At 70.0% G+C, this 19,218-nt stretch carries 17 protein-coding genes, 1 tRNA gene and 1 pseudogene; 7 read left to right on the top strand and 12 right to left on the bottom strand.

Translation table 11 applies throughout. From position 1 onward, the window contains the following. Positions 1-54: 54 nt before the first annotated feature. Together K8625_RS39640 and K8625_RS39645 are read right to left on the bottom strand one after the other, a co-directional pair. Positions 55-2,163: a protein kinase gene (locus K8625_RS39640; RefSeq protein ID WP_223785634.1), complete on the bottom strand. Its 2,109-nt coding sequence runs from the start codon at positions 2,161-2,163 to the stop codon at positions 55-57. Positions 2,164-2,241: 78 nt separating this feature from the next. Next, complete coding sequence (locus K8625_RS39645; protein WP_223752002.1) at positions 2,242-3,594, bottom strand: trypsin-like peptidase domain-containing protein; 1,353 nt, start codon at positions 3,592-3,594, stop codon at positions 2,242-2,244. A gap of 243 nt (positions 3,595-3,837) precedes the next feature. Between K8625_RS39645 and K8625_RS39650 the strand changes: the two genes are divergently transcribed. After that, positions 3,838-4,452 (top strand): response regulator, encoded by a 615-nt coding sequence (locus K8625_RS39650; RefSeq protein ID WP_223752001.1) that lies wholly within the window; start codon positions 3,838-3,840, stop codon positions 4,450-4,452. Positions 4,453-4,455: 3 nt separating this feature from the next. Here K8625_RS39650 and speB read toward each other — a convergent pair whose 3' ends face one another. The 5 genes and pseudogenes from speB to K8625_RS39675 all read right to left on the bottom strand — a co-directional run bounded on the left by speB (position 4,456) and on the right by K8625_RS39675 (position 10,916). Further along, a complete protein-coding gene (gene speB / locus K8625_RS39655; RefSeq protein WP_223752000.1) occupies positions 4,456-5,493 on the bottom strand; it encodes an agmatinase in 1,038 nt (345 codons plus the stop codon). Positions 5,494-5,536: 43 nt separating this feature from the next. Continuing rightward, entirely contained in the window at positions 5,537-6,061 is a 525-nt protein-coding gene (locus tag K8625_RS39660) for a hypothetical protein (protein ID WP_223752029.1), read from the bottom strand. A gap of 45 nt (positions 6,062-6,106) precedes the next feature. Further along, positions 6,107-6,907, bottom strand: a pseudogene (locus K8625_RS44715) (DUF4215 domain-containing protein); the annotation flags it as partial. Between the two features lie 141 nt (positions 6,908-7,048). After that, complete coding sequence (locus K8625_RS39670) at positions 7,049-8,071, bottom strand: hypothetical protein (RefSeq protein WP_223785635.1); 1,023 nt, start codon at positions 8,069-8,071, stop codon at positions 7,049-7,051. 13 nt (positions 8,072-8,084) lie between these two features. Next, positions 8,085-10,916: a serine/threonine protein kinase gene (locus tag K8625_RS39675; protein WP_223751998.1), complete on the bottom strand. Its 2,832-nt coding sequence runs from the start codon at positions 10,914-10,916 to the stop codon at positions 8,085-8,087. 452 nt (positions 10,917-11,368) lie between these two features. On the opposite strand from K8625_RS39675, the gene K8625_RS39680 reads away from it, so the two are divergent. Continuing rightward, on the top strand, positions 11,369-11,902 hold the full coding sequence (locus K8625_RS39680; RefSeq protein WP_223785636.1) for a hypothetical protein: 534 nt from the start codon (positions 11,369-11,371) through the stop codon (positions 11,900-11,902). On the opposite strand, the gene K8625_RS39685 is transcribed toward K8625_RS39680, so the two are convergent. Then, entirely contained in the window at positions 11,899-12,888 is a 990-nt protein-coding gene (locus K8625_RS39685; protein ID WP_223785637.1) for an NAD(P)H-quinone oxidoreductase, read from the bottom strand. The genes K8625_RS39680 and K8625_RS39685 overlap by 4 nt on opposite strands. Positions 12,889-12,973: 85 nt before the next feature. Here K8625_RS39685 and K8625_RS39690 point away from each other — a divergent pair, with 85 nt between their 5' ends. Genes K8625_RS39690 through K8625_RS39700 form a run of 3 tightly spaced genes read left to right on the top strand, consistent with a single transcriptional unit; the run spans position 12,974 to position 14,993 of the window. Next, entirely contained in the window at positions 12,974-13,183 is a 210-nt protein-coding gene (locus tag K8625_RS39690) for a DNA gyrase inhibitor YacG (protein WP_141333120.1), read from the top strand. After that, on the top strand, positions 13,180-13,911 hold the full coding sequence (locus tag K8625_RS39695; RefSeq protein WP_223785638.1) for a tyrosine-protein phosphatase: 732 nt from the start codon (positions 13,180-13,182) through the stop codon (positions 13,909-13,911). The genes K8625_RS39690 and K8625_RS39695 overlap by 4 nt, the downstream gene beginning before the upstream one ends. 17 nt (positions 13,912-13,928) lie before the next feature. Further along, on the top strand, positions 13,929-14,993 hold the full coding sequence (locus K8625_RS39700) for a lysylphosphatidylglycerol synthase transmembrane domain-containing protein (RefSeq protein ID WP_223751995.1): 1,065 nt from the start codon (positions 13,929-13,931) through the stop codon (positions 14,991-14,993). 7 nt (positions 14,994-15,000) lie between these two features. Here K8625_RS39700 and K8625_RS39705 read toward each other — a convergent pair whose 3' ends face one another. Genes K8625_RS39705 through K8625_RS39715 form a run of 3 tightly spaced genes read right to left on the bottom strand, consistent with a single transcriptional unit; the run spans position 15,001 to position 15,945 of the window. Beyond that, complete coding sequence (locus K8625_RS39705; RefSeq protein WP_223785639.1) at positions 15,001-15,462, bottom strand: hypothetical protein; 462 nt, start codon at positions 15,460-15,462, stop codon at positions 15,001-15,003. 58 nt (positions 15,463-15,520) lie between these two features. Next, positions 15,521-15,691: a hypothetical protein gene (locus K8625_RS39710; protein ID WP_223752028.1), complete on the bottom strand. Its 171-nt coding sequence runs from the start codon at positions 15,689-15,691 to the stop codon at positions 15,521-15,523. Then, positions 15,688-15,945 (bottom strand): ribbon-helix-helix domain-containing protein, encoded by a 258-nt coding sequence (locus K8625_RS39715; protein ID WP_223785640.1) that lies wholly within the window; start codon positions 15,943-15,945, stop codon positions 15,688-15,690. Before K8625_RS39715 ends, K8625_RS39710 begins: the two co-directional genes overlap by 4 nt. Before the next feature lie 179 nt (positions 15,946-16,124). Here K8625_RS39715 and K8625_RS39720 point away from each other — a divergent pair, with 179 nt between their 5' ends. Together K8625_RS39720 and K8625_RS39725 are read left to right on the top strand one after the other, a co-directional pair. Then, positions 16,125-16,682, top strand: a complete 558-nt coding sequence (locus K8625_RS39720) for a hypothetical protein (protein ID WP_223785641.1) — start codon at positions 16,125-16,127, stop codon at positions 16,680-16,682. A 231-nt stretch (positions 16,683-16,913) separates the two neighbouring features. Then, positions 16,914-18,236, top strand: a complete 1,323-nt coding sequence (locus K8625_RS39725; protein WP_223785642.1) for a hypothetical protein — start codon at positions 16,914-16,916, stop codon at positions 18,234-18,236. A gap of 331 nt (positions 18,237-18,567) precedes the next feature. On the opposite strand, the gene K8625_RS39730 is transcribed toward K8625_RS39725, so the two are convergent. Continuing rightward, positions 18,568-18,641 (bottom strand) — tRNA-Ile (locus K8625_RS39730). Positions 18,642-19,218 lie beyond the last annotated feature (577 nt).

Below are 19,218 nucleotides of genomic sequence, written 5' to 3' on the forward strand. Positions count from 1 at the left end.
TTCGCCGCGCGCCCGCGCTGTCGGCGCGCGGCTTCGGTGGGGACCTCGGGTGAATCACTCCTCGGGCGGCGCCTCGAAGTCGACGTCGAACGAGATGCGCTGGCCGGGCTCGACCTTGAAGGTCTTCTGCCAGCGCGCGCCGTTCGCGATGACGAGGAGCTGGTGGGTGCCCTCGTAGACGTCCTGCTCCTCGACCGGCGCGGCGCCGATGAGCCGTCCATCGAGGGTGACGATGGCGTCCTTCGGCGCGCGCACGTTGAGGAAGGCCTTGTTCAGGTAGAGCTGCTGCGCGTTGCGCCCGTTCGCGGGGATGGTGAACGTGCGAGACAGCTGGATGCCGAGCACCGCGTTGGTCAGCGTGAACACGTGCCGTCCCGCCGGAAGCGACACGCTCAGCGGCGTGCGCCCGAGGAAGCCGCCCGGATAGGACACGTCCACGCGCGGGTCGACGGTGAGGTCCAGGTAGCCCATCGCGATGGCCTGGGCTCCCGCGTCCGTTCCCGCATCCGTCCCCGCGTCGCCGTCCCCTGCCGCCTGCGCCACGGTGGCGGGGCCGGCGTCCTCCAGCGAGGCCTCCACCTGCGTGGGCAGCCGCTGGACGATGACCGCCGCGCCCGCGAGCGCCAGCGCGGAGCCGACACCCACGATGGCGAGCCAGCCGCGCGAGGACTTCCTCGGCGCCGCCGCGCTCGTCGGAGGAGGCACGGGGCCCGCCGCGGTGGCGGTCGCGGGCTGGGTCGACGAACCCTGCGCGCTCGTCGCCACCGGCTGCCGCGAAGGTGCGCCGACGACGGGTGCGCTGCCCGTGCCCTCGGAGGACTTCGTCACCACGGCCGTGGGCTCGGGGGACTTCGCGGCCACGACCGTGCTGTCCGTGGGCTCGCCCGCCTTCGCGGCCACGGCCGTGCTGCCCGTGACTTCAGCGGCCGCGCTGACCGTGGGCGAGCTTCCCGTCGATTCGACGGCGGTCGATGAAGCACTGCTCGCGGGAGCCGAGGCCGGGCCCTCCGTGCTCACGGCCTGGGCCGCGCTCGTCGCAGCCGTGCTCGCGGGCTCCTTCGCCCCCTGCGCGGAGGAGGGCTCGGCGATCTGCACGTCGCTGCTTCCCCCCGACACGGCGGCCAGGATGGACAGCTGGCCCTGCATCGCCGGCCAGACCTTCGGGATGATGGAGGCGGGCAGGGCGCCGGTGGCGAGGAACTCCGCCACGGCCGGGGGCGGTACGCCCGTCTTCTGCAGCACGTCCGCGATGCCCGCGTCGATGACCCGGCGCCGCGCCGCGCGGGCCTCGTTCTCCGGCGGGAAGAGCTTGGCCAGGTAGTCGGCGAGCAGCGTGTGCGCGGGCAGCGTGCCCACGGCCTCGACGATGGCCTCGCGGAAGGCGTGCGCGGAGGCGTACCGGTCATACGCGCGCTTCGCCGTCGCCTTGCGCACCACCGCGTCCAGCTTCAGCGGCACGTCCTGCGACATCGTCGGCAGCGTGCGCGTGAGGGTGGCCTTGTCCGGGTCCGCGTTGTCCTTGAAGGGCATCTTCCCGGAGAGGCACTCGTGCAGCACGAGCCCCAACAGGAACACGTCCGACTGGACGTTCACCGCCTCGCGTCCGCCGAGCAGCTGCTCGGGAGCGCTGTACGCGCGGCGGTTCTTCACGCGCTTTCCGTCGCGCTCGCGCGGGGCCACGCTCAGCGCGCCGTAGCCCGTCACCTTCGTCAGGCCGCTGAAGGAGACCATCAGCGTCTCCGGCCGCACGTCGCCGTGCACCAGCGGCGTGCCGTCGTCGTTGCCGGCCATGTGCGCGTAGTGCAGGCCCGTGGCCGCGTCGGCCGCCACCAGCGCGGCCAGGGGCGGAGGCAGGCGCGGGCTCGCCTCCAGCACGCGACGCAGGGGCTCGCCGTCGGCGAACTCGGTGACGCGGGCAAGTCCCCCGTCCTGGGCCGCGAGGCTGTGGACGCGGAGGATGTTCGGGTGCTCGAAGACGAGCGCGCGGCTCGTCTCTCGCGTCAGCTTCGCCGTCAGCTCGGGGCTCTGGACCACCTCCTGGGGCGCCCAGATGAGGACGACAGGACGAGGAGGCAATCCATCTTCCAGGGCGAGCCCCAGGAAGGCTCGGGAGCCCGCCCCGGCGAGCAAGGGTCCAAGGGACAGGTAGCGCACGGTGCTCATGGGGCACGCATGCTAGTGCGAGATGCGCGCCCTTCGAAATCCGAGGAACCCGAACCCCAGCTTGGTCGGAGGGCAGCCCTACAGGCTCTGCCCCGTGTCCTGCTCGAAGGGCAGGGTGATGTGATAGCCGTAGCGGCCCCGTCTCACGAGCAACAGGACGCTACGTCCGCGACGCGCGGTGAGCAGGGCCTCCTTGAATGCGTCCGCCGTCGTCACCGGCTGGTTGTTCACCCGGAGGATGGTGTCCCCGGGCTCCAGCCCCACCTCCGCGGCCGCCGAACCCCCTCTCACGCCCGACAACGTCAGCACGCCCCGGTTCTCCTTCACCCGCAGTCCCAGCCTGTCCCAGGCGAGCGCCTCCACCATGCGCGCGGGGAACTCGGAGGGGGTGACCTGGACGGTGCGCGAGGCGCCTTCACGGAACAGCACCAGCGCGAAGGCGGAGCGGGCGGGGTAGCCGCGCACGCGGGTGTCGAAGTCCTCGGCGTCCTGGATGCGCGAGCCGCCCAGCTCCGCGACGATGTCCCCGCGCCGCACGCCGGCCTGGGCCGCGGGGCTGCCGTCCTCCACGGCCGTCACCAGCGCGCCGTAGGAGCGGTCCCACCCGAGCTGTCGGGCCGCGCGCGGCGTCAGGTCCACGGCATCCATTCCCACCCACGCCGGGCGCAGCTTCCCGAAGCGGGTGAGCTCATCGACGATGCGGCGGACCTTGTCGGCGGGGATGGCGAAGCCGATGCCCTGCGCGCCGCCGCCGAAGATGGCGGTGTTGATGCCGATGATTTCGCCGTCCACGTTGAGCAGCGGTCCGCCCGAGTTGCCGGGGTTGATGGCCGCGTCCGTCTGGACGAAGTCGTTGTACACGCGGTTGTCGGCGCGGAAGGTGCGCCCCGTCGCGGACACCACGCCCGCCGTCACCGTCTTGCTCAGGCCGAACGGGCTGCCGATGGCGACCACCGTCTCGCCAATCATGAGGTCGGAGCTGATGCCCAGCTTCGCGATGGGCAGCGGCTCCTTCGTCGTCACCTTGAGCACGGCCAGGTCGTTGTTGGCGTCGCTGCCGATGACCTCCGCGTCGAGCGAGCGCCCATCCGCGAGCACCACGTGGATGGTGGACGCGCCCCGGATGACGTGGTCGTTGGTGACGATGATGCCCGTCGGGTCGATGATGACGCCGCTGCCCAGGCCTTGAATCTTCTGTCGCCCGCGCTCGCCGCGCTCACCCCCGAAGCCGCCGAAGAACTCCTCCAGCGGGGAGCGGCGGCGGAAGCGCGCCTCCACCTCCTGCTCGGTGCCGATGTAGACGACGGCCGGTGAGACCTTCTGGACGACCTCCACGACGGCGTCACGCCGCCGGGCCAGGTCCGCGCTCGCGCTCCCCGTGGCGATGAGCGCCGCCAGCAGGGTTGCCCACCTCATGACTCCACCCTTCATGTCACCCTCCGTGGGCCTCCAGCGGATTGTCCGGCGAAGGACAGGTGGACTGTCGGGAAGCCGGCGTCATTCCCACGATTCGCTGGAGGCGGTGCTGCGCCTTTCATAAACCACTCCGCACGTCCGTGAACGATTGCATCTCCGGGTGGTGGCCGTTCCCCGAGGATTCTCGCTTCATCCAAGGGGCAGGCCGAGTCCTGGCGGCGTGGCTTGGGGGCCACGCTGGTGCGGAGGAGCGGAAGCATGAGTCTGGTCCTGGTCGCGGATGATGAGCCCGCGGTGCTGGAGGTCCTCAGTCAGGTGGTCGAGGACCTGGGTCACGATGTGGTGAAGGCTCGCGATGGCGAGGAGGCCCTGGCCCTGGCCCGGACGCGTCGCCCACATCTGGTGGTGACGGACCACATGATGCCGCGCCTGAGCGGGGTGGAGCTCTGCCGCCGGCTCAAGCGCGACCCGGACCTGCACGGTGTGCCCGTCATCCTGCTGAGCGCGGTGTTGCCGCAGGGGGCGCCGGAGGCGGACGCGTTCCTCCACAAGCCGTTCGAAATCACCGACTTCGAGGCGCTCATCCACAAGTCGCTGGTGGACGCGCCGAAGGGGGCGGCGGTGGGCGGGGGGCTGCCGTTGGGGGCGTGGGCGGCCCGGGCGCTGCAGGGGCCGCTGGACGAGGCGCGGCGGCAGCTGCGGCGGCTGGAGGCGGGGGCGTCGGTGGACGCCGCGGCGCTGGAGGTGCTGCACGCGCAGCTCGAGTCGATGGCCTCGGTGGCGACGGAGCTGGCGCGCCAGCAGGGTGTGGAGCCCTCGGTGGTGCGGAGCGTGCCCTTCGGCGTGCGATTGCCGAAGGGCGGGGTGAGCTGACGCTCAGGCCTTCTGGGACTTCAGCATCCAGCCAATCATCTTGTAGAGCAGGCGGGCGCCGACGTTGCCGTCCCACTCGCTGCCCTCGGGGTCGGGGGCCACCTCGGTCAGGTCGAAGCCGACGATGGTGCGTCCGGAGCGGACGACGCCGGCGATGAGGGCCACGGCCTCCGGGAAGGACAGGCCGCCGGGGACGGGGGTGCCGGTGTGGGGGCAGAGGACGGGGTCCAGGCCGTCGATGTCGAAGGACAGGTAGACCTGCTGGGGGAGCAGGGCGACCATCTCATCGACCTGGCGGTTCCAGGGCACGCCGTCGAAGCGCTTGTTCTGGAGGGCGGCGTCGAAGAAGCCGTGGACGCGGCCGTTGGAGTCCTCGATGTAGCGGTGCTCCTCCTGGCTCATGTCGCGCAGGCCGACCTGGACGAGCGTCTTCACGCCGGGGATGCGCTCGGCGACGTTGTACATGATGGAGGCGTGGGACCAGGTGAAGCCCTCGTAGGCGACGCGCAGGTCGGCGTGGGCGTCCAGGTGGAGCACGCCGAGGCCGGGGTACTTCTCGGCGTGGGCGCGGATGATGCCGTAGGAGATGGAGTGGTCTCCGCCGACGGCGGCGACGCGCTTGCCCTGGTCGAGCCAGTGCTGGGTGGTGCGGTAGACCCACTCGTTCATCTGGTCGCAGAGGGCGTTGACGTCCTTGGCGGCGGCGAGGAGCTCGGCTTCACCGGAGTGGATGCCGCCGGCCTCGATGACGACCTGGGCGCGCTCCTTGGCGCGGGTGTTCCAGTCGCGCAGCTGCTGGGGCTCGGGGAGCATGGCGATGCCGCGCTCGTAGGGGCGGCCGGTCTCCACGTCGAAGAGGTCCACCTGGCGGCTGGCGTCGAGGACGGCGGCGGGGCCCTCGGAGGTGCCGCCGCCGTAGCTGGTGGTGGCCTCGAAGGGCACGGGGATGAGGACGACGTGCGCCTCGTCGGGAGAGTGGGGGAGTCCGAAGACGCCGGAGCCCGGCTGCGCCGCGGCGCTGGGGTCGAAGTGGGTGGCCATGGCGGCGGAGGATACGGACCCCGGGACGGGGCGCAACTGTCCGTTACGGACTGCGTCGGACGCCACACCGGCCGACGGGTTGGTCGTCGTCCTTCAGGCACTCATGGCGGCCATCGACCGGGTCACAGTCGCGGTCATCGGTGCACCCCGTGCCGGCCGGGCAGTCCATGCCAGTTCCTCCGCCCAGGGACGTCACGGTGAAGCCGGGGTTCACCACCGACTCGATGATGGGCTGATTGCCCTGGGGCCCTGGATGACGATGCTCCAACTCCAGACGTGTCCCTCCATCGGGTCGGCGGACGTTCAGTCGGAGGGCAGGAGGAGGCGCGAAGCTGCCTGCGTCCGGAGTGTCGCAGCCCTGCTTGGTCTCGTGGGTCGTAGCGTCACCGAGCGCGGAGAAGAGGTGGTCGGCCACGTCCATCCCGCTGCCCGGGGCAGAGGGTCTCACCTGGGCATGCGTGTCGAGGACCTCGCCATCGGTGTCGAACTCGAAGATGCAGCGGCCGACACCGTCGCTGACGATGAGGATTTCGCCATCCCGGACGCCCCCGTCCACCAGGTCGAGCATGATGACGCCTCGGGCGTGGGCAGGCTCCTGCTGATGGGTGCAGGTCGCACTGCATGAGCCACATGCGCTTGTATTGCCGTCATCGCATTCCTCGCGAAGTTCATTCGTGTCGAGGACGAAGCCGTCTCCGCAAGTTGCGTTCTTGCAGGTGCGAGGGCACGCATCGGTGTCGACGTCATTGCCGTCGTCGCATTCCTCGCCTGGGTCCACCAGGGCATTTCCACACTTCTTGAGCGAGCGGCAATCGGAGCGACAGGGACCGTCGAGAAGGGGACCGTCATCACAGGCTTCGTGGTCAGCTCCCTGGGTGTTGGTGAAGCCGTCACCGCAGCGGGCGCTCACGCACGTGGTGAGGCAGTCATCGCTGTTGGACTCGTTTCCGTCGTCACATTCCTCGTCGATGTCTCGAATCCCGTTCCCGCACGCCTCCATGGACCTGCAGTCACTGCTGCACTTGTCTCCGTTCGCCCTGTTCCCGTCATCACAGAGTTCGCCAGGGTCGAGGAATCGGTTCCCGCAGCTCTCGGTGGAGGTGCAGGTCGCATTGCATCCATCACTCGAGGCTTCGTTGCCATCGTCGCAAGCCTCTCCGGGGTCGAGGACTCCATCGCCGCAGCGCCTCTTTGCGCAGTATTGATTGCATCCGACGCCGCCGTCGGCGTTGTAATCACATTCTTCATGCAGGTCCACCAGCCCGTTTCCACAGCGTTCGAACATGCAGTCGGGGCTGCATCCATCTCCAGCCACGGAGTTGCCGTCGTCGCATTGTTCTCCTTCGTCTTTCTGGGTGGTTGCATCGCCACAAAGACCCTGGATGCAGCGGTCTTCCTCGGCGGCGCAGACCATCCCAGCAGGACATACGAGCCCGTTCTTGCAGGTCACGCTCTTGGACTCGATGCATGCGGCGGTCGTGAGGACTGCGAGGCATGTCACGACGATGCTTGGGATTGAGCTCGGGGAAGCATTGGGGAACACGAAGCGCCTCCTTCAGAAGCGAATGGTTGCCACGACGCTCTGTGATTCGGATTCGACGACGGGGACGATGACCACGGGTGGCGCGAGGTCCTCCGCCGTCAGCCGATAGGACCGCTGCCGGTTCAGGTAGAGCAGCACGGTTCCCGTGATGGCGGTGGCTCCTCCCAGTGCATAGCCGCTGTAGGCAGCCGCCCTGAAGCTCGCGCCCTTCTTGTGAAGGCTCTTCAACTCGGGCGTGAGCGTGCTTCCCTGGGGACGCTCGATGCGTGCATCGAACTTCCCGAAGGACTCATTCGCCTTCCAGTGCATCCAGCCACCTCCGCCCGCCGCCGCCAGTCCCGCGCCCAGCACGGTCCACGGCACCCACGCGGACCACCGTCGTCGGTACCGGATGACCTCCTCCTCCGTATACAAATCCAGCGCGAGCTTCGTCCGCTCCCCGGGCATCAAGGCCTGACGCTTCTCCGTCGGCAGATATCCGTCCTTGAAGGCAATCACGCTGTGCATCCCGGGCCGGATGAGCCCCTGGTATCTCCCCGGCCCCGTGAACAGCGGCTGTCCATTCAGCGTGACGATGGCCCCCCGCTCGTCACACCGGACGTCCACCCACGCCAACTGCTTCTCGAGCAACGCCTTGTACGAGCGCGCATGCTCGTACCGGTTCGAATCCAGCGGGTCCGCCCCATGACTCAGCGCCGATTCCAGGTGCTTGTGCACCTCGATGGGCTGGTCCAGGTTCATCAACGCCAGCGCCAGGTTGTAATGAATCGCCGGATGGTTCCAGTGCCGCAGCGCCCGCCGATAGCTCCGGCTGGCCTCCACGAAGACCGACTCCCGCAGCCGCTCGTTCCCCTCCAGGAAGAGCGCCTGTGCCGCCTGCTGCTCGTCCCGAGGCACCCCCTGCGCCCACGGGCGATTCCCGCCGACCTCCAGCGGCGAATCCAGCCGCTGCGCCTGCGCCAGCATCCCCCACAACGACACCACCACCACGGCCAGCCCGCGCCCACGCGAGCCCCAGCTTCGCATCACCGACATGGCGTGCCTCACGTCACTTCAACGTTTCGATGAAAGGACTTCCGAGCGTCGACTGGATCCGCAGCGTCCGCTCCTGCTCGCGCTGCAACAGCCGCTCCGCCTCGGCGCGCGCCTGCCGCGCACTCAACGCGCTCTGCTCGGCCCGCCGCATCGCCACGTTCGCATGGAAGCGCGCCCACTTCGCCCGCTTCAGCGCGGTGACGAGCTCGGCGTTGCGCAGCACCAGCGTCTGGTTGGTCGCCTCGACCCGCTCATTGGCCTCCTCCGCGCGAGACTGCGCCGCCCGTCGGTCCTCCTCCTTGGCGCGCACCTCCGCGAGCCGCTCCTGCGCCTCCGCCTCCGAGCGCTTCGCCAGGAACTCCGCGTTGCGCGCCGTCGCCTCCGCGCGCAGCGCGATGATGGCCTGGTGCTCGGCCTCCTGCTGCGCCTCCCGGATGAACACCAGCGCCACCGCAGCCGCCGCGAACAGCATCGACACCAGCGCCACCGCCCCCACGATGAACGCCCGCTTCACCCGCGCCAGCCGCTTCGCCTGCGCCCCCACCGCGTCCAGGAACGCCCGCTGCGACTGCGGCAGCTCCCCCCGGTAACGACGCTGGAAGCGCCGCGCCTCGTCCGCCATCTCCCCCCGCCACAACAACCCGCCGTCCCGCCCCTTCGCCTGCCACTGCCGAGCCGCCGCGCGCAACTGCTCCAGGAACGCCGCATCCTCCTGCCCCTCGTCCAACCACCGCTTCAGCGTGGGCCAGCTCCCGATGAGCGACTCGTGCACCAGCTCCACCGACGAGCCCGAGCTCCCGCCCGTCTGGATGACCAGCAGCCGCGCCTGCACCCACCCATCGATGAGCCGCTGGAGCGCGTCGGTGTCCCGCGTCAGCTCCCGCAGCTCCTCCATCGACACGATCGCCCGCGTGCGCTCCGCGGTGACCAGCCTCAGGCACACCGCGCGCGCTAGCGCCCGCTCCTGGGACGACAACCCCGCCAGCACGCTGTCCGCATGCGTCGCCAGCGCACCCGAGATTCCCCCCATCCGCTGGTACGCGCCCTCCGTCAGCAGCCGCCGGCCCGGGTCTCTCGCCTCCCACAGCCGCGTGGCCGCGAACTGGAGCAACGGCAGCGCGCCCGGCGTCGTCTCCAGGTGCTGGAGCATCTGGTCCACCATCTCCGGGGACTCGAACCGATAGCCCGCCAGCTCCGCGGGCTGCACGAGCGCATCCCTCAGCCCGTCCTGCTGCGGCGCCGTGAGGAAGAACAGCCCCGGCGACAGCTCCGCCATGAACCGCTCGTCCTCCGACACCCGGTCCAGGAAGTCCGAGCGCAAGGAGAGCACCACCCGGATGGGCGACGTCGCGTCGTCCGCGATGCCCGACAGGCAGGCGGTGAAGGCGCGGCGCTCGGCCGCGTCCGGCACCAGCGTGTACAGCTCCTCGAACTGGTCGATGAAGAGCACGATGCGCCGGCGCTCCCGCCGCGCGCGGGCCCGCAGCACGGCGCCCACGTAGCCGGGCTCCCGGCGCAGATGGGCGGAGATCTGCTGCTGCTTGCGCAGGTCCTCCTCCAGCGTGGGGGACGACGTGACGAGCGGCGCCACCATGCTGGCCAGCGCGGCCAGCGGGTCCCTCCCCGGGCGGATGATGAGCGACTCCCAGGGGATGCCCGAGCGCTTGAGCACCGGCACCAGTCCGGCGCGCACGAAGGACGACTTGCCCGCGCCCGAGGGCCCGACGACGGCGAGCAGCGGCCGGTCCTGCAGCCGGTTGACCAGCGCCGCCGTCTCCCGCGCCCGCCCGAAGAACCGCGGCGAGTCCTCCTCCTGGAACGAGCCGAGCCCCGCATAGGGGCTCTCGTCCACGCCGACGTCGGGGATGAACCGGCCGGGCAGGAACGGCTCCAGCGCGCGCAGCACCGCGAGCGCATCCGGGAAGCGCTGCTCCTTGGGCTTGAGCAGGCAGCGGTCCACCACCGAGGCCAGCTCCCCCGGGATGTCCGGCAGCACCGCGCGCAGCTGCGGCATCGGCTCGTCCATCATCGCCGTCACCATCAACTGCGGACCCCGCAGCGGCTCCAGCGGATGTCTGCCCGAGAGCATCCGGAACAACATGATGCCCACCGCCCAGATGTCCGTGCGGTGGTCCACGCCCACGCCGTTGCCCCACTGCTCCGGGGACATGTACGCCAGCGTCCCCAAGAGCGCCCCCTGGCGCGTCAGGTGGACCGACTGGTCCATCCGGCCCGGCGGGGGGAGCAGCCGCAGGCCCTCCAGCAGGACGCGCGGGTCCGTCTCCGCGCCGTGCTCGTCCCCCTGCAGCACCTTCGCGATGCCGAAGTCGAGCACCTTGATGGTGCCCGCGTCCGTCACGATGATGTTCTCCGGCTTCAAGTCGCGGTGGACGATTTTGTGCGCGTGCGCGCACGACAGCGCCCGCAGCACCGGGGACATCAGCTCCACGGCGCGCGACGGCGGCAGGCGCGGACTGCTCTTGAGCAGCCGGTCCATCGGCTGCCCCTGCAGGTACTCCAGCACCATGTATGGGCTGCCATGGGCCTCGCCCACCTCGTAGATGATGACGATGTTCTCGTGGCTGCACCGCGCGGTGGTGCGGGCCTCCAGGATGAAGCGCTGGCTGAACTGCGCGTCCTTCGAGTGCAGCAGCTTGATGGCCACCCGGCGGCCCAGGCGCGTGTCCCGCGCCAGGAAGACGGTGCCCATGCCTCCGCTGCCGAGCTGCCGGATGAGCTCGTAATGCTGGATGCGGGCTCCGGGGCCGAAGGCTCCAAGACCCATCGGAAGCGGAGCGCTGGGGTGGGGCGCACTGCGGGCGGACAGCGAGGGTTCTGGCTTCATGGTCTGCACTCGACGAGGCGAGGGGACACCTCTGGAAAGCACGCGCGGCCCGCGCCACCGCGAAGGGTGCGGGCCGTTCATCGGGGACGCGGAAATGAGCGCTGGCGCGCCAGGGATGGGGCCTCGGGCCCGTCCCTGGTCGCGGGGGTGACTGACGCCAGCCTGGGCGAGAGCGTGGGGGGACTCGGGAGTCGGACTTTCCGGAGAAAGCTCTCGTTGCCAATCTTGAGCGGACGCGTCTGCTTGCCTATGTGAACGCGAGGGCAGGCGTCTGTCATTTGATGGGCGCCGGGCCGGAACCACGCAGACACTTGCGCGTGCGGTCCTGGACCACCCCGGCGCTGCTCAGCGCGTGCGAAGTCGGCAATTCGTCAGCGCGCCCCGCGTCAGGAGTCCAGGGGCTCTGTCGGTTCGAGGACGCTCGGGGGCCATCCGTCTGCTATCGTCACGACATGGCGAAATGGCTCGTGCCCCTGCTGACGCTGCTGGGGGCGGCGTTGATGACAGGATTGGGATATCTGTCGTTCACGGCGGCGCTGGCGGTGCCGCTCCTGATGCTGGCGGGGGCCGGGTTGGTGCTCGTCGCGCTGGTGCTGGCGGTGCTCCCGGTGCGCAGGAAGGTGAACTTCCTGTCCCTGGCCTGGATGCTCGCGGGCCTCGTGCTGTCCTACCTGGGGCTGACGCGCGGCACCTCCTGGCGCTTCGACCAACTGGAGGTCCGCTTCGCTCCGCTCATCGCGGCGCTGGAGTCCTATCACTCGAGCAAGGGCGCCTATCCCGAGTCCGCGAAGGAGCTGGTGCCCGAGTGGATCGCCCAGGTGCCCACGTGTGATGGGGTCGAGCCCGAGGGCCCGGCCGCCACGCTCGCCATGGACATCGGCTATCAGCGTCGGGAGGACGGCTCGTTCGGCATCACCTGCTACACCATCGTCTTCTGGAAGTACTCGTACGACTCACGCCAGAAGCTCTGGTATGGCTGGGATTAGTCCCAGCGCACCACCAGCTTGCCCACCGAGTCGTTGCGCGCCATGCGCTCCAGGCCCTGGGCGAGTTCGGCCCGGGGCAGCACCGCGTCCACCACGGGGCGCAGCGCGCCCGAGCGGAACAGCGGCAGCAGGTGTCGCTCCGCGCTCTGGACCAGGGCCATCTTCTCCTCGAGCGGCCGGCTGCGCAGCACGGTGCCGGTGATGCTCAGGCGCCGGGTGAGCCACAGCCCCAGGTTGACCTCCGTGCTCGCGCCGGCCACCAGGCCCACGAGCAGCATCCGGCCCTTGGGCGCCAGGGCCTGCATGGACTCGGGCACGTAGTCCCCGCCCACCAGGTCCAGGCACAGGTCCGCGCCCCGACCTTGTGTGAGCTCACGGACCGGGTCCGCGAAGCGCGGCGGCGAGGACTCGCACACGAGCGTGTGCTTCACGCCCCACTCGGAGGCGCGGGACAGCTTCGCCGCGCTGCGCCCGGTGCCCACCACGCGCGCGCCCGTGGCCTGACACAAGAGCGCCGCCGCCGAGCCCACGCCGCTGGCCACCGCGTGCACGAGCACCGTCTCGCCCGGCTTCAGGCCTCCCTGGAGCACCAGCGCGTCGTACGCGGTGAGGTACGCCTCCGGCAGCGCCGCGGCGTCCGTGAAGTCCAGGCCCTCCGGCATCGGCAGCGTCTCCCGCTCGTGGGCCAGCAGCTGGTCGGACCACGCGCCGCCGCCCACCAGCCCCATCACGCGGTCGCCCACCTTGAAGCGGCGCGTGCGCGGGCCCACCGCCACCACCTCGCCCGCGTACTCCAGGCCGGGGACGTCCGGCGCCACGTCCGGCGGGGCGGGGTAGAGCCCGCGAATCTGGAGCAGGTCCGCGCGATTGAGGGCGGTGGCGCGCACGCGCACGCGCAGCTCTCCAGGGCCGGGGATGGGCTCGGGGCGCTCGTCCTCGGCGAGGACCTCGGGGCCTCCGGGCGTGGTGATGCGGATGACCTTCATGGCGGGCCTCCTCCTGCTGGCGGGCGGGCACGAAACGTCCTGGCCCACGAGAGCGTCAAGGCTTATCTAGGAAGGCAGGTCCCACATGAGCACGCCCTCCTGTCCCATCTGCAAGAAGCCCGTTCCTCCCCGTCCCGAGAACACCTCGTTCCCGTTCTGCTCGCGCCGCTGCCGCGCGGTGGACCTGGGCAAGTGGTTGGGGGAGGAGTACCGCATGCCCGACCGCCAGTCCGATGAGACGGAGGACGAGCTGCCGCCCGGAAGCCATCCCGACCGCCAGCGCGAGGATGCGTGAAGGGCTACGTCGACCTGCACTGCCACCTGCTGCCCGGAGTGGATGACGGCGCGCGCTCGCTGGAGGACGCGCTGGAGATGGCGCGGGCGCTGGTCGACCTGGGCTTCTCCACCGTCGCCCCCAGCCCCCACGCCCGGCCCGAGTACGCCCCCGTGGACGTGGTGGAGGCCCGCCTCGCCGAGCTGACGGCCGCCCTGGCGCGCGAGCGCATCCCGCTGACGCTCGGCCGCAACGCGGAGAACGTGCTGGACGACGCCTTCCTGCGCGCCCTGGGCACGCCCGCCGCGCGCATGCTGGGGGCGGGGAAGGTGACGCTGGTGGAGCTGCCCTACACCGCGCCCGTGCCCGCGCTGCCGGACATCCTGTTCCGCATCCGCACTAAGGGCGTGGTGCCGCTCATCGCCCATCCGGAGCGCTGCGTGGAGTTCGAGCGCAAGGGGCGCGCCGCGGAGGCGGTGCGCACCGGCGCCCGGCTCCAGCTCGACGTGGGGGCGCTCATCGGCCGCTACGGCCCCACGCCGAAGAAGCTCGCGCGCGCCTTCCTGGAAGAGGGCCTCTACGCCGTCGCCGCCACGGACCTGCATGGGCCGGTGGGGGCGCGGGACTGGCTGGGGCGCTCCCTGGCGGAGCTCGTCGGCCGGGTGGGGGAACAGACGGCCGTCCGGCTCCTGCGGGACAACCCCTCCCGACTGCTGGCCGGAGAGTCGCTGGAGTCCGACCAGGACTGACGGTATACCCGGCCGCCGTGAAACGCGCCGTCAAGCTCGCAGCCAGCCTGCTCGTTACCCTCGTCTTCCTCTGGTGGGCCTTCCGGGACACGGACTGGGGGACGCAGCTCAACAGCCTCAAGTCGGCCAACTACATCTGGTTGCTGCCGTACTTCGGTTGCCTGCTGGGCATCCACGTCTTCCGCACGCTGCGCTGGGGCAGCCTGTTGTCGGGCCTGGAGCGGGTGCCCTTCCGCAAGCTCAACGAGGCCTCCGCCATCGGCTTCATGATGCTGCTGGTGCTGCCCTTCCGCCTGGGCGAGTTCGCCCGGCCCTTCCTCATCGCCCAGCGCAGCTCCATCCGCCGCAGCGCCGCCATGACGTCCGTGGTGCTCGAGCGCATCGTCGACGGCCTCTTCGTCGCCGCGTCCATGCGGGTGCTGCTCTTCTTCGTGCCCACCGAGACGCCCGAGGTGCGCTACGTCAAGCTGGGCTCGTGGCTGATGTTCGCGGTGTTCGGCGGCGGGCTGCTCTTCCTGCTCTTCGGCCTGTGGCAGCAGGAGCGCACCGTGCGCCTGGTGCGCGCGACGGTGGGCCGCTTCGCGCCGGGGCTCGCCGACAAGGTGGCCGACATCGTCGACACCTTCGTGGGCGCCATGCGGCAGCTGCCGGACGCCAGGCAGGTGGTGCTCTTCTTCCTCTTCACCGTGGGCTACTGGGGCCTCAACGGCTTCGGGATGATGCTGCTCGCCAACGCCTTCGACTGCTCGGGCGTGGCGGCCGGCGCCGCGTGCCAGCCCATGGAGCTGTCGCTCTTCCAGGCGTACGTGGTGCTGTGCGTGCTCGTGGTGGGCGTGATGATTCCGGCGGCGCCGGGCATGGTCGGCACCTTCCAGGCGGCGTGCAAGGTGGGCCTGAGCCTCTTCCTGCCGGCCACCGTGGTGAACGCCGGCGGGCTCGCGTACGCCAACGTGCTGTGGATGGCGCAGACGGCGCAGACGGTGGGCCTGGGCCTCATCCTCATGTCGCTGGGCCACATGTCCTTCAAGGACATCGCGGGCAAGCTGGAGAAGGAGGGCGAGGCTACGGCCCCCAGCGCGTGACGCGGGCTCAGTACGGGGCGTCGTCGGGCTGCGTGTCGGCGCCCGGCGCGCTGTCGCTGCTCTCGGCCGGAGGCGCCGACTTCCTCGGCGCCTTCGTCGAGCCGAGCGAGCCCTTGAAGCTGCCGAAGGGAGTGTCGATGCGCTGCTCGCCGCGCGTCTCGATGGCGTAGCCCTCCGGCGCGCACACGGCCTTCGCGGTGTCACGGATGGAGACGATGGGCGTGTCGACGGCAGTGCGCTCGCGCGTGGTCGACTTGGCGACGAGCTTGTCCTCGCGCATCAGCACGCACTGGTCGTCGCCGTAGTACCAGGCGGAGGACCGGTCGGGGAACTCGTGGGCGCGGGTGGGGCCCTGGCCCATGGCCTCGACGACCTCCCGGGACGTCATGCCGGGGTAGAGCTTCTGGAAGCCACCGGGGCCGGCACAGCCGGAGGCGGCGAGGGCGGCGACGAGCAGGACAGTGCGCATGGCGGCAAGCCTAGCCCGCGCGTGTCGGTCGCCTCCAGGTGCCGCGTGGGAGGCGCGCCTACAGCTCCTGGTCCAGCCAGCGGATGATGGCATCCCGGATGGAGGAGGGGCGCTCGGAGGAGGGGCGCGGGCGGGGCAGGCGGAAGGCGCCGTCCCACTCGCGGCGTCGCAGGACGGGCTGGGGCTCGCCCAGACGCGGGGAGGCGCCTCGCTGGGCGAGCATGCTCACGACTGGCCCTCGGGCTTGGCGGCGCCGCGGCCGTACTTGCCGAGCAGGTCCTCCACCGCCTCGCGCAGGTACTCGCTCTGGTGGATGCGGGTGCGCCGCGCCAGCTCGCGCAGCTTCTGCACCTGCTCCTCGGGGACCAGGACGTGGGTGGAGACGATGTCGGCCTCGGGGCCCCGCGCGTCGACGGGCGTCTCCGTGGCGCCCGATGACGGGGCGAGCTCGGGGCTCAGGGGGCTGGCGCTTCCATCCTGCATGGGGGTTCCTCCCGGGGGGACTGCTACAGGCCGCTACTGACGTGTCCGGGCATTAGGAGGGTGGTCCAGGGACTCGTCAACAAAACGGCCCGGCCCCCGAGGGGTGGAAGTGACACCTTTGTTAGCCGGTTTCTCAAATTGGTGTGCTAATCCGCGCCTTCCTCACCTGGAGCACACTGATGAACTTCCGTCGTCTGATGGTTGCGGTGGTCGCTGTGTTTTCCTTCTCCGCCTTCGCGGAGGGGAGTCGGGAAGTCGCGACGGCGGCCAAGGCGTGTACGCCGGTGCCGTTCTCGCTGACGTCCATCAATGCCTCATCACTGGAGCCCGCTCGCGCGACGTGGAACCTGGGCTCCAACGGTGGTGCGTGGCACTACCTGCATCCGATTACCGCGTACATCACGCCCCAGTGTCCCACCACGCCCACCACCATCCAGGCGGTGATGCAGGAGCTGGCGTGGGAGAACCAGGGCTTCCCCTCCGCCGAGGATGGGACGTTCACCAACCGGGCCGGTCTGTCGCAGAGCATCCTGTTGACGTCGAACTACTACGGCAACGGGCTGGCGCTGCTGGCCGCCATCGACGCCTTCGCGGGCGGTGGCGAGGTGCAGGCGTGGCTGTCGACGCAGGAGGTGCCGTGCCACAACTGCCATGAGTTCAACCAGTTCGCGGTGCTGTACTACCCGGCCAGCCGCAAGGTCGTCGTGCTGCAGGGCTACACCGGCTACGACTCCTGACGTCTCGTCGTCCCCGGGCGCCGGTCCCCTGTGCTGGGGCCGGCGCCTTTTTCGTTTCATGTATCAACCCAGGTCTCCTCGGGGCCCGCGGCGCTGTGACGGGATTGACACGTCGTGCGGCCGGGTGTTCACGTTATTTTGATTTTCCCCGAGTAGCCCACCTGGAGCGGAATGATGCGTCTTCGCAAGGTATTGATTGCATGTCTGGCGTTGTCTGGAGCGACGGGCTGTATGGATTCGGGTGGGGAGCCGGCGCCCGAGCAGGCGCTGGCGGTCTCCGAGGCGGAGGCGACGGCGACGCGCATCTACGCGTCCGAAGCGTCGCTGGAGCTGAGCTTCGAGACGATGGGCACGTTCGAGACGCGCAACGGGGTGCGCTCGCTGGTGTTGAAGGCGACGGCGAACCGGTATCTGCAGTACGTGTTCAGCTTCGTGCCGGATGACGCCTTCGGCACGGCGAACATCATCAGCGAGCGCCGCTTCGAGGTGGTGCTGCCGGTGGGGCACGAGCTGAACTCCATCCTCTCCGGGCTGCCGCTGTTCATCACGGTGAACACCTTCACGGGCACGCCCACGCAGTACACGGCGCGCATCGAGGTGTACCCGCGCTTCTTCGACTTCCGGGGCACGTCGCCGGTGTGGATCGACGAGAAGGTGGACCCCGTCTATGTGAAGGACCCCATCAGCAGCCTGGTGTACCGGGGCCGCGCGGACGTGCTGGCGGACGGGCTCCTGGTGACGGGGCCGGATGGGATTCCGCAGGTGTCACGCGTGGACGCGGACACCTTCAAGCTGGACTGGTCCTACTCCGCGGTGGAGCAGGCGATGGACCCGACGACGATTCCGCTCGCCTTCAACGTGATTCAGGGCGGGCAGGCGGTGTCGCAGAAGACGGCGCGGCTGGTGCCGAGGGTGACGAGCCTGGCGGTGACGACGGGCGACCCGTACGAGGTCTGGCCGACGCCCGCCTGTGAGCTGTCGGTGTATGACTGCATCCACGCGCAGCCGGCGGGGACGCTGGACTTCGGGCTGTGCGGCTCGTACCGCCAGGTGTCGCGGTGCCAGTACGTGACGAACATCTGCGACCAGACGCCGAACGTGCCGTTCGCGCTGACGGAGATCGACGCCTCGGCGCTGGAGGCGGCGCGGGATGCATGGAACGACGGCTCGAACAACGGCGCGTGGCACGGGCTGGACTCCATCTCCGCGTACACCACGCCCCGCTGCTCGCAGCCGGCCGCGAGCCTGCGCGCCGCGTACGACGCGCTCCAGTGGCCGGGGTACCGGGACATCCCGACGTTCGAGGCCGGCACGGTGACCAACCGCGCGGGCCTGGCGAACAGCATCCTCTTGAGCACGAACTACTACGGGGACGGCGCGGCGCTGCTGGCCGCCATCGACGCGTTCACCGGAGGCGGTGAGGTGCAGGCGTGGCTGGGCACCCAGGAGGTGTCGTGCCAGAACTGCCACGAGTTCAACCAGTTCGCGGTGCTGTACTACCCGGCCAGCCGCAAGGTCGTGGTGCTGCGCGGGTACACCGGTTACGACTCGTGAGTTGCTGAGGTCGTGACTCGGGCCGGTGCCCCTGGCCGCGCATGCTGGCGCGGTGGGGCGCCTGGTTGAGTTCCTCCACGAGTGCTCGGTCCGCCGTGGCGAGTGGCCCGGCGGCTCGCTGGCCCTCCTGCGCGGCGACGTGTCCTGGGGGATGGAGGGCCCCGAAGTGTTGGAGGCTCGTGGTGGCCTTCCCGGGGGAGCAGGGGGGGCCAATCTCCACCCGGGTCCTGCCCTTGCAGGCTGGCCCGCGCGGGGATGCCAGGTCCGCTGAAGTCCCGGTGCCACGAAAAGAAAAGCCCCGGAATCACTTGGGAAAGTGATTCCGGGGCAGTGGCCAGGGTCGGACTTGAACCGACTACCTGCGGATTATGAGACCGCCGCTCTAACCAGGTGAGCTACCTGGCCACAAAGTGACGCCCGTATAGCGGGACAAGGACGCCGCCGCAAGGACTTCGACGCAGGGAGGCTCGGGAGGAGCGCCCGAGGCGGACTGTCGGTCCTGGCTCATGGCGGATGGCGCTGGCAGCAGGGCCTCCCGCGCTCCGGGCTTCAGGTCGTGACTCCTGGGCTCTGCGAGAGCGTGAGACCGGTTCTCTGGACCGCCCGCCAATCGACTCTCCAAGGTGGAGCGCCGCATCCTGGGGGGAGGCAACTCTCAGTGGTCACCCAGAACCGGCCAATGAAGTTCCCCTGAGAAGCGGCCAAAGGGGAGGGCCGAGACGTAGACGCCCGGGAGGAGTGGGGCCTCATCTGCGCCACCCACAACCTTCTCAAGCGCTTCCGCGCGACGGCAGCGTTGGGGGTAGCCCAGTTCCGTAGACACCCGAGATGTGATGGACGGAGCCCGGGATGTCGTAAGACCTCGCCGTGCCCCGTCGTGACGGACCGAGCCGCTCATGAGACCTCCGTTGGCCACACGCCAGGAGGTGGTCCGTGGAGTTGGAGAAGGAGTTGGAGCAGTTCCGCCAGGAAGCGCAGCGGT

Origin of the sequence: Myxococcus sp. AS-1-15, from assembly GCF_020037055.1 — a bacterium.
In the GTDB taxonomy this organism is placed as follows: domain Bacteria; phylum Myxococcota; class Myxococcia; order Myxococcales; family Myxococcaceae; genus Myxococcus; species Myxococcus fulvus.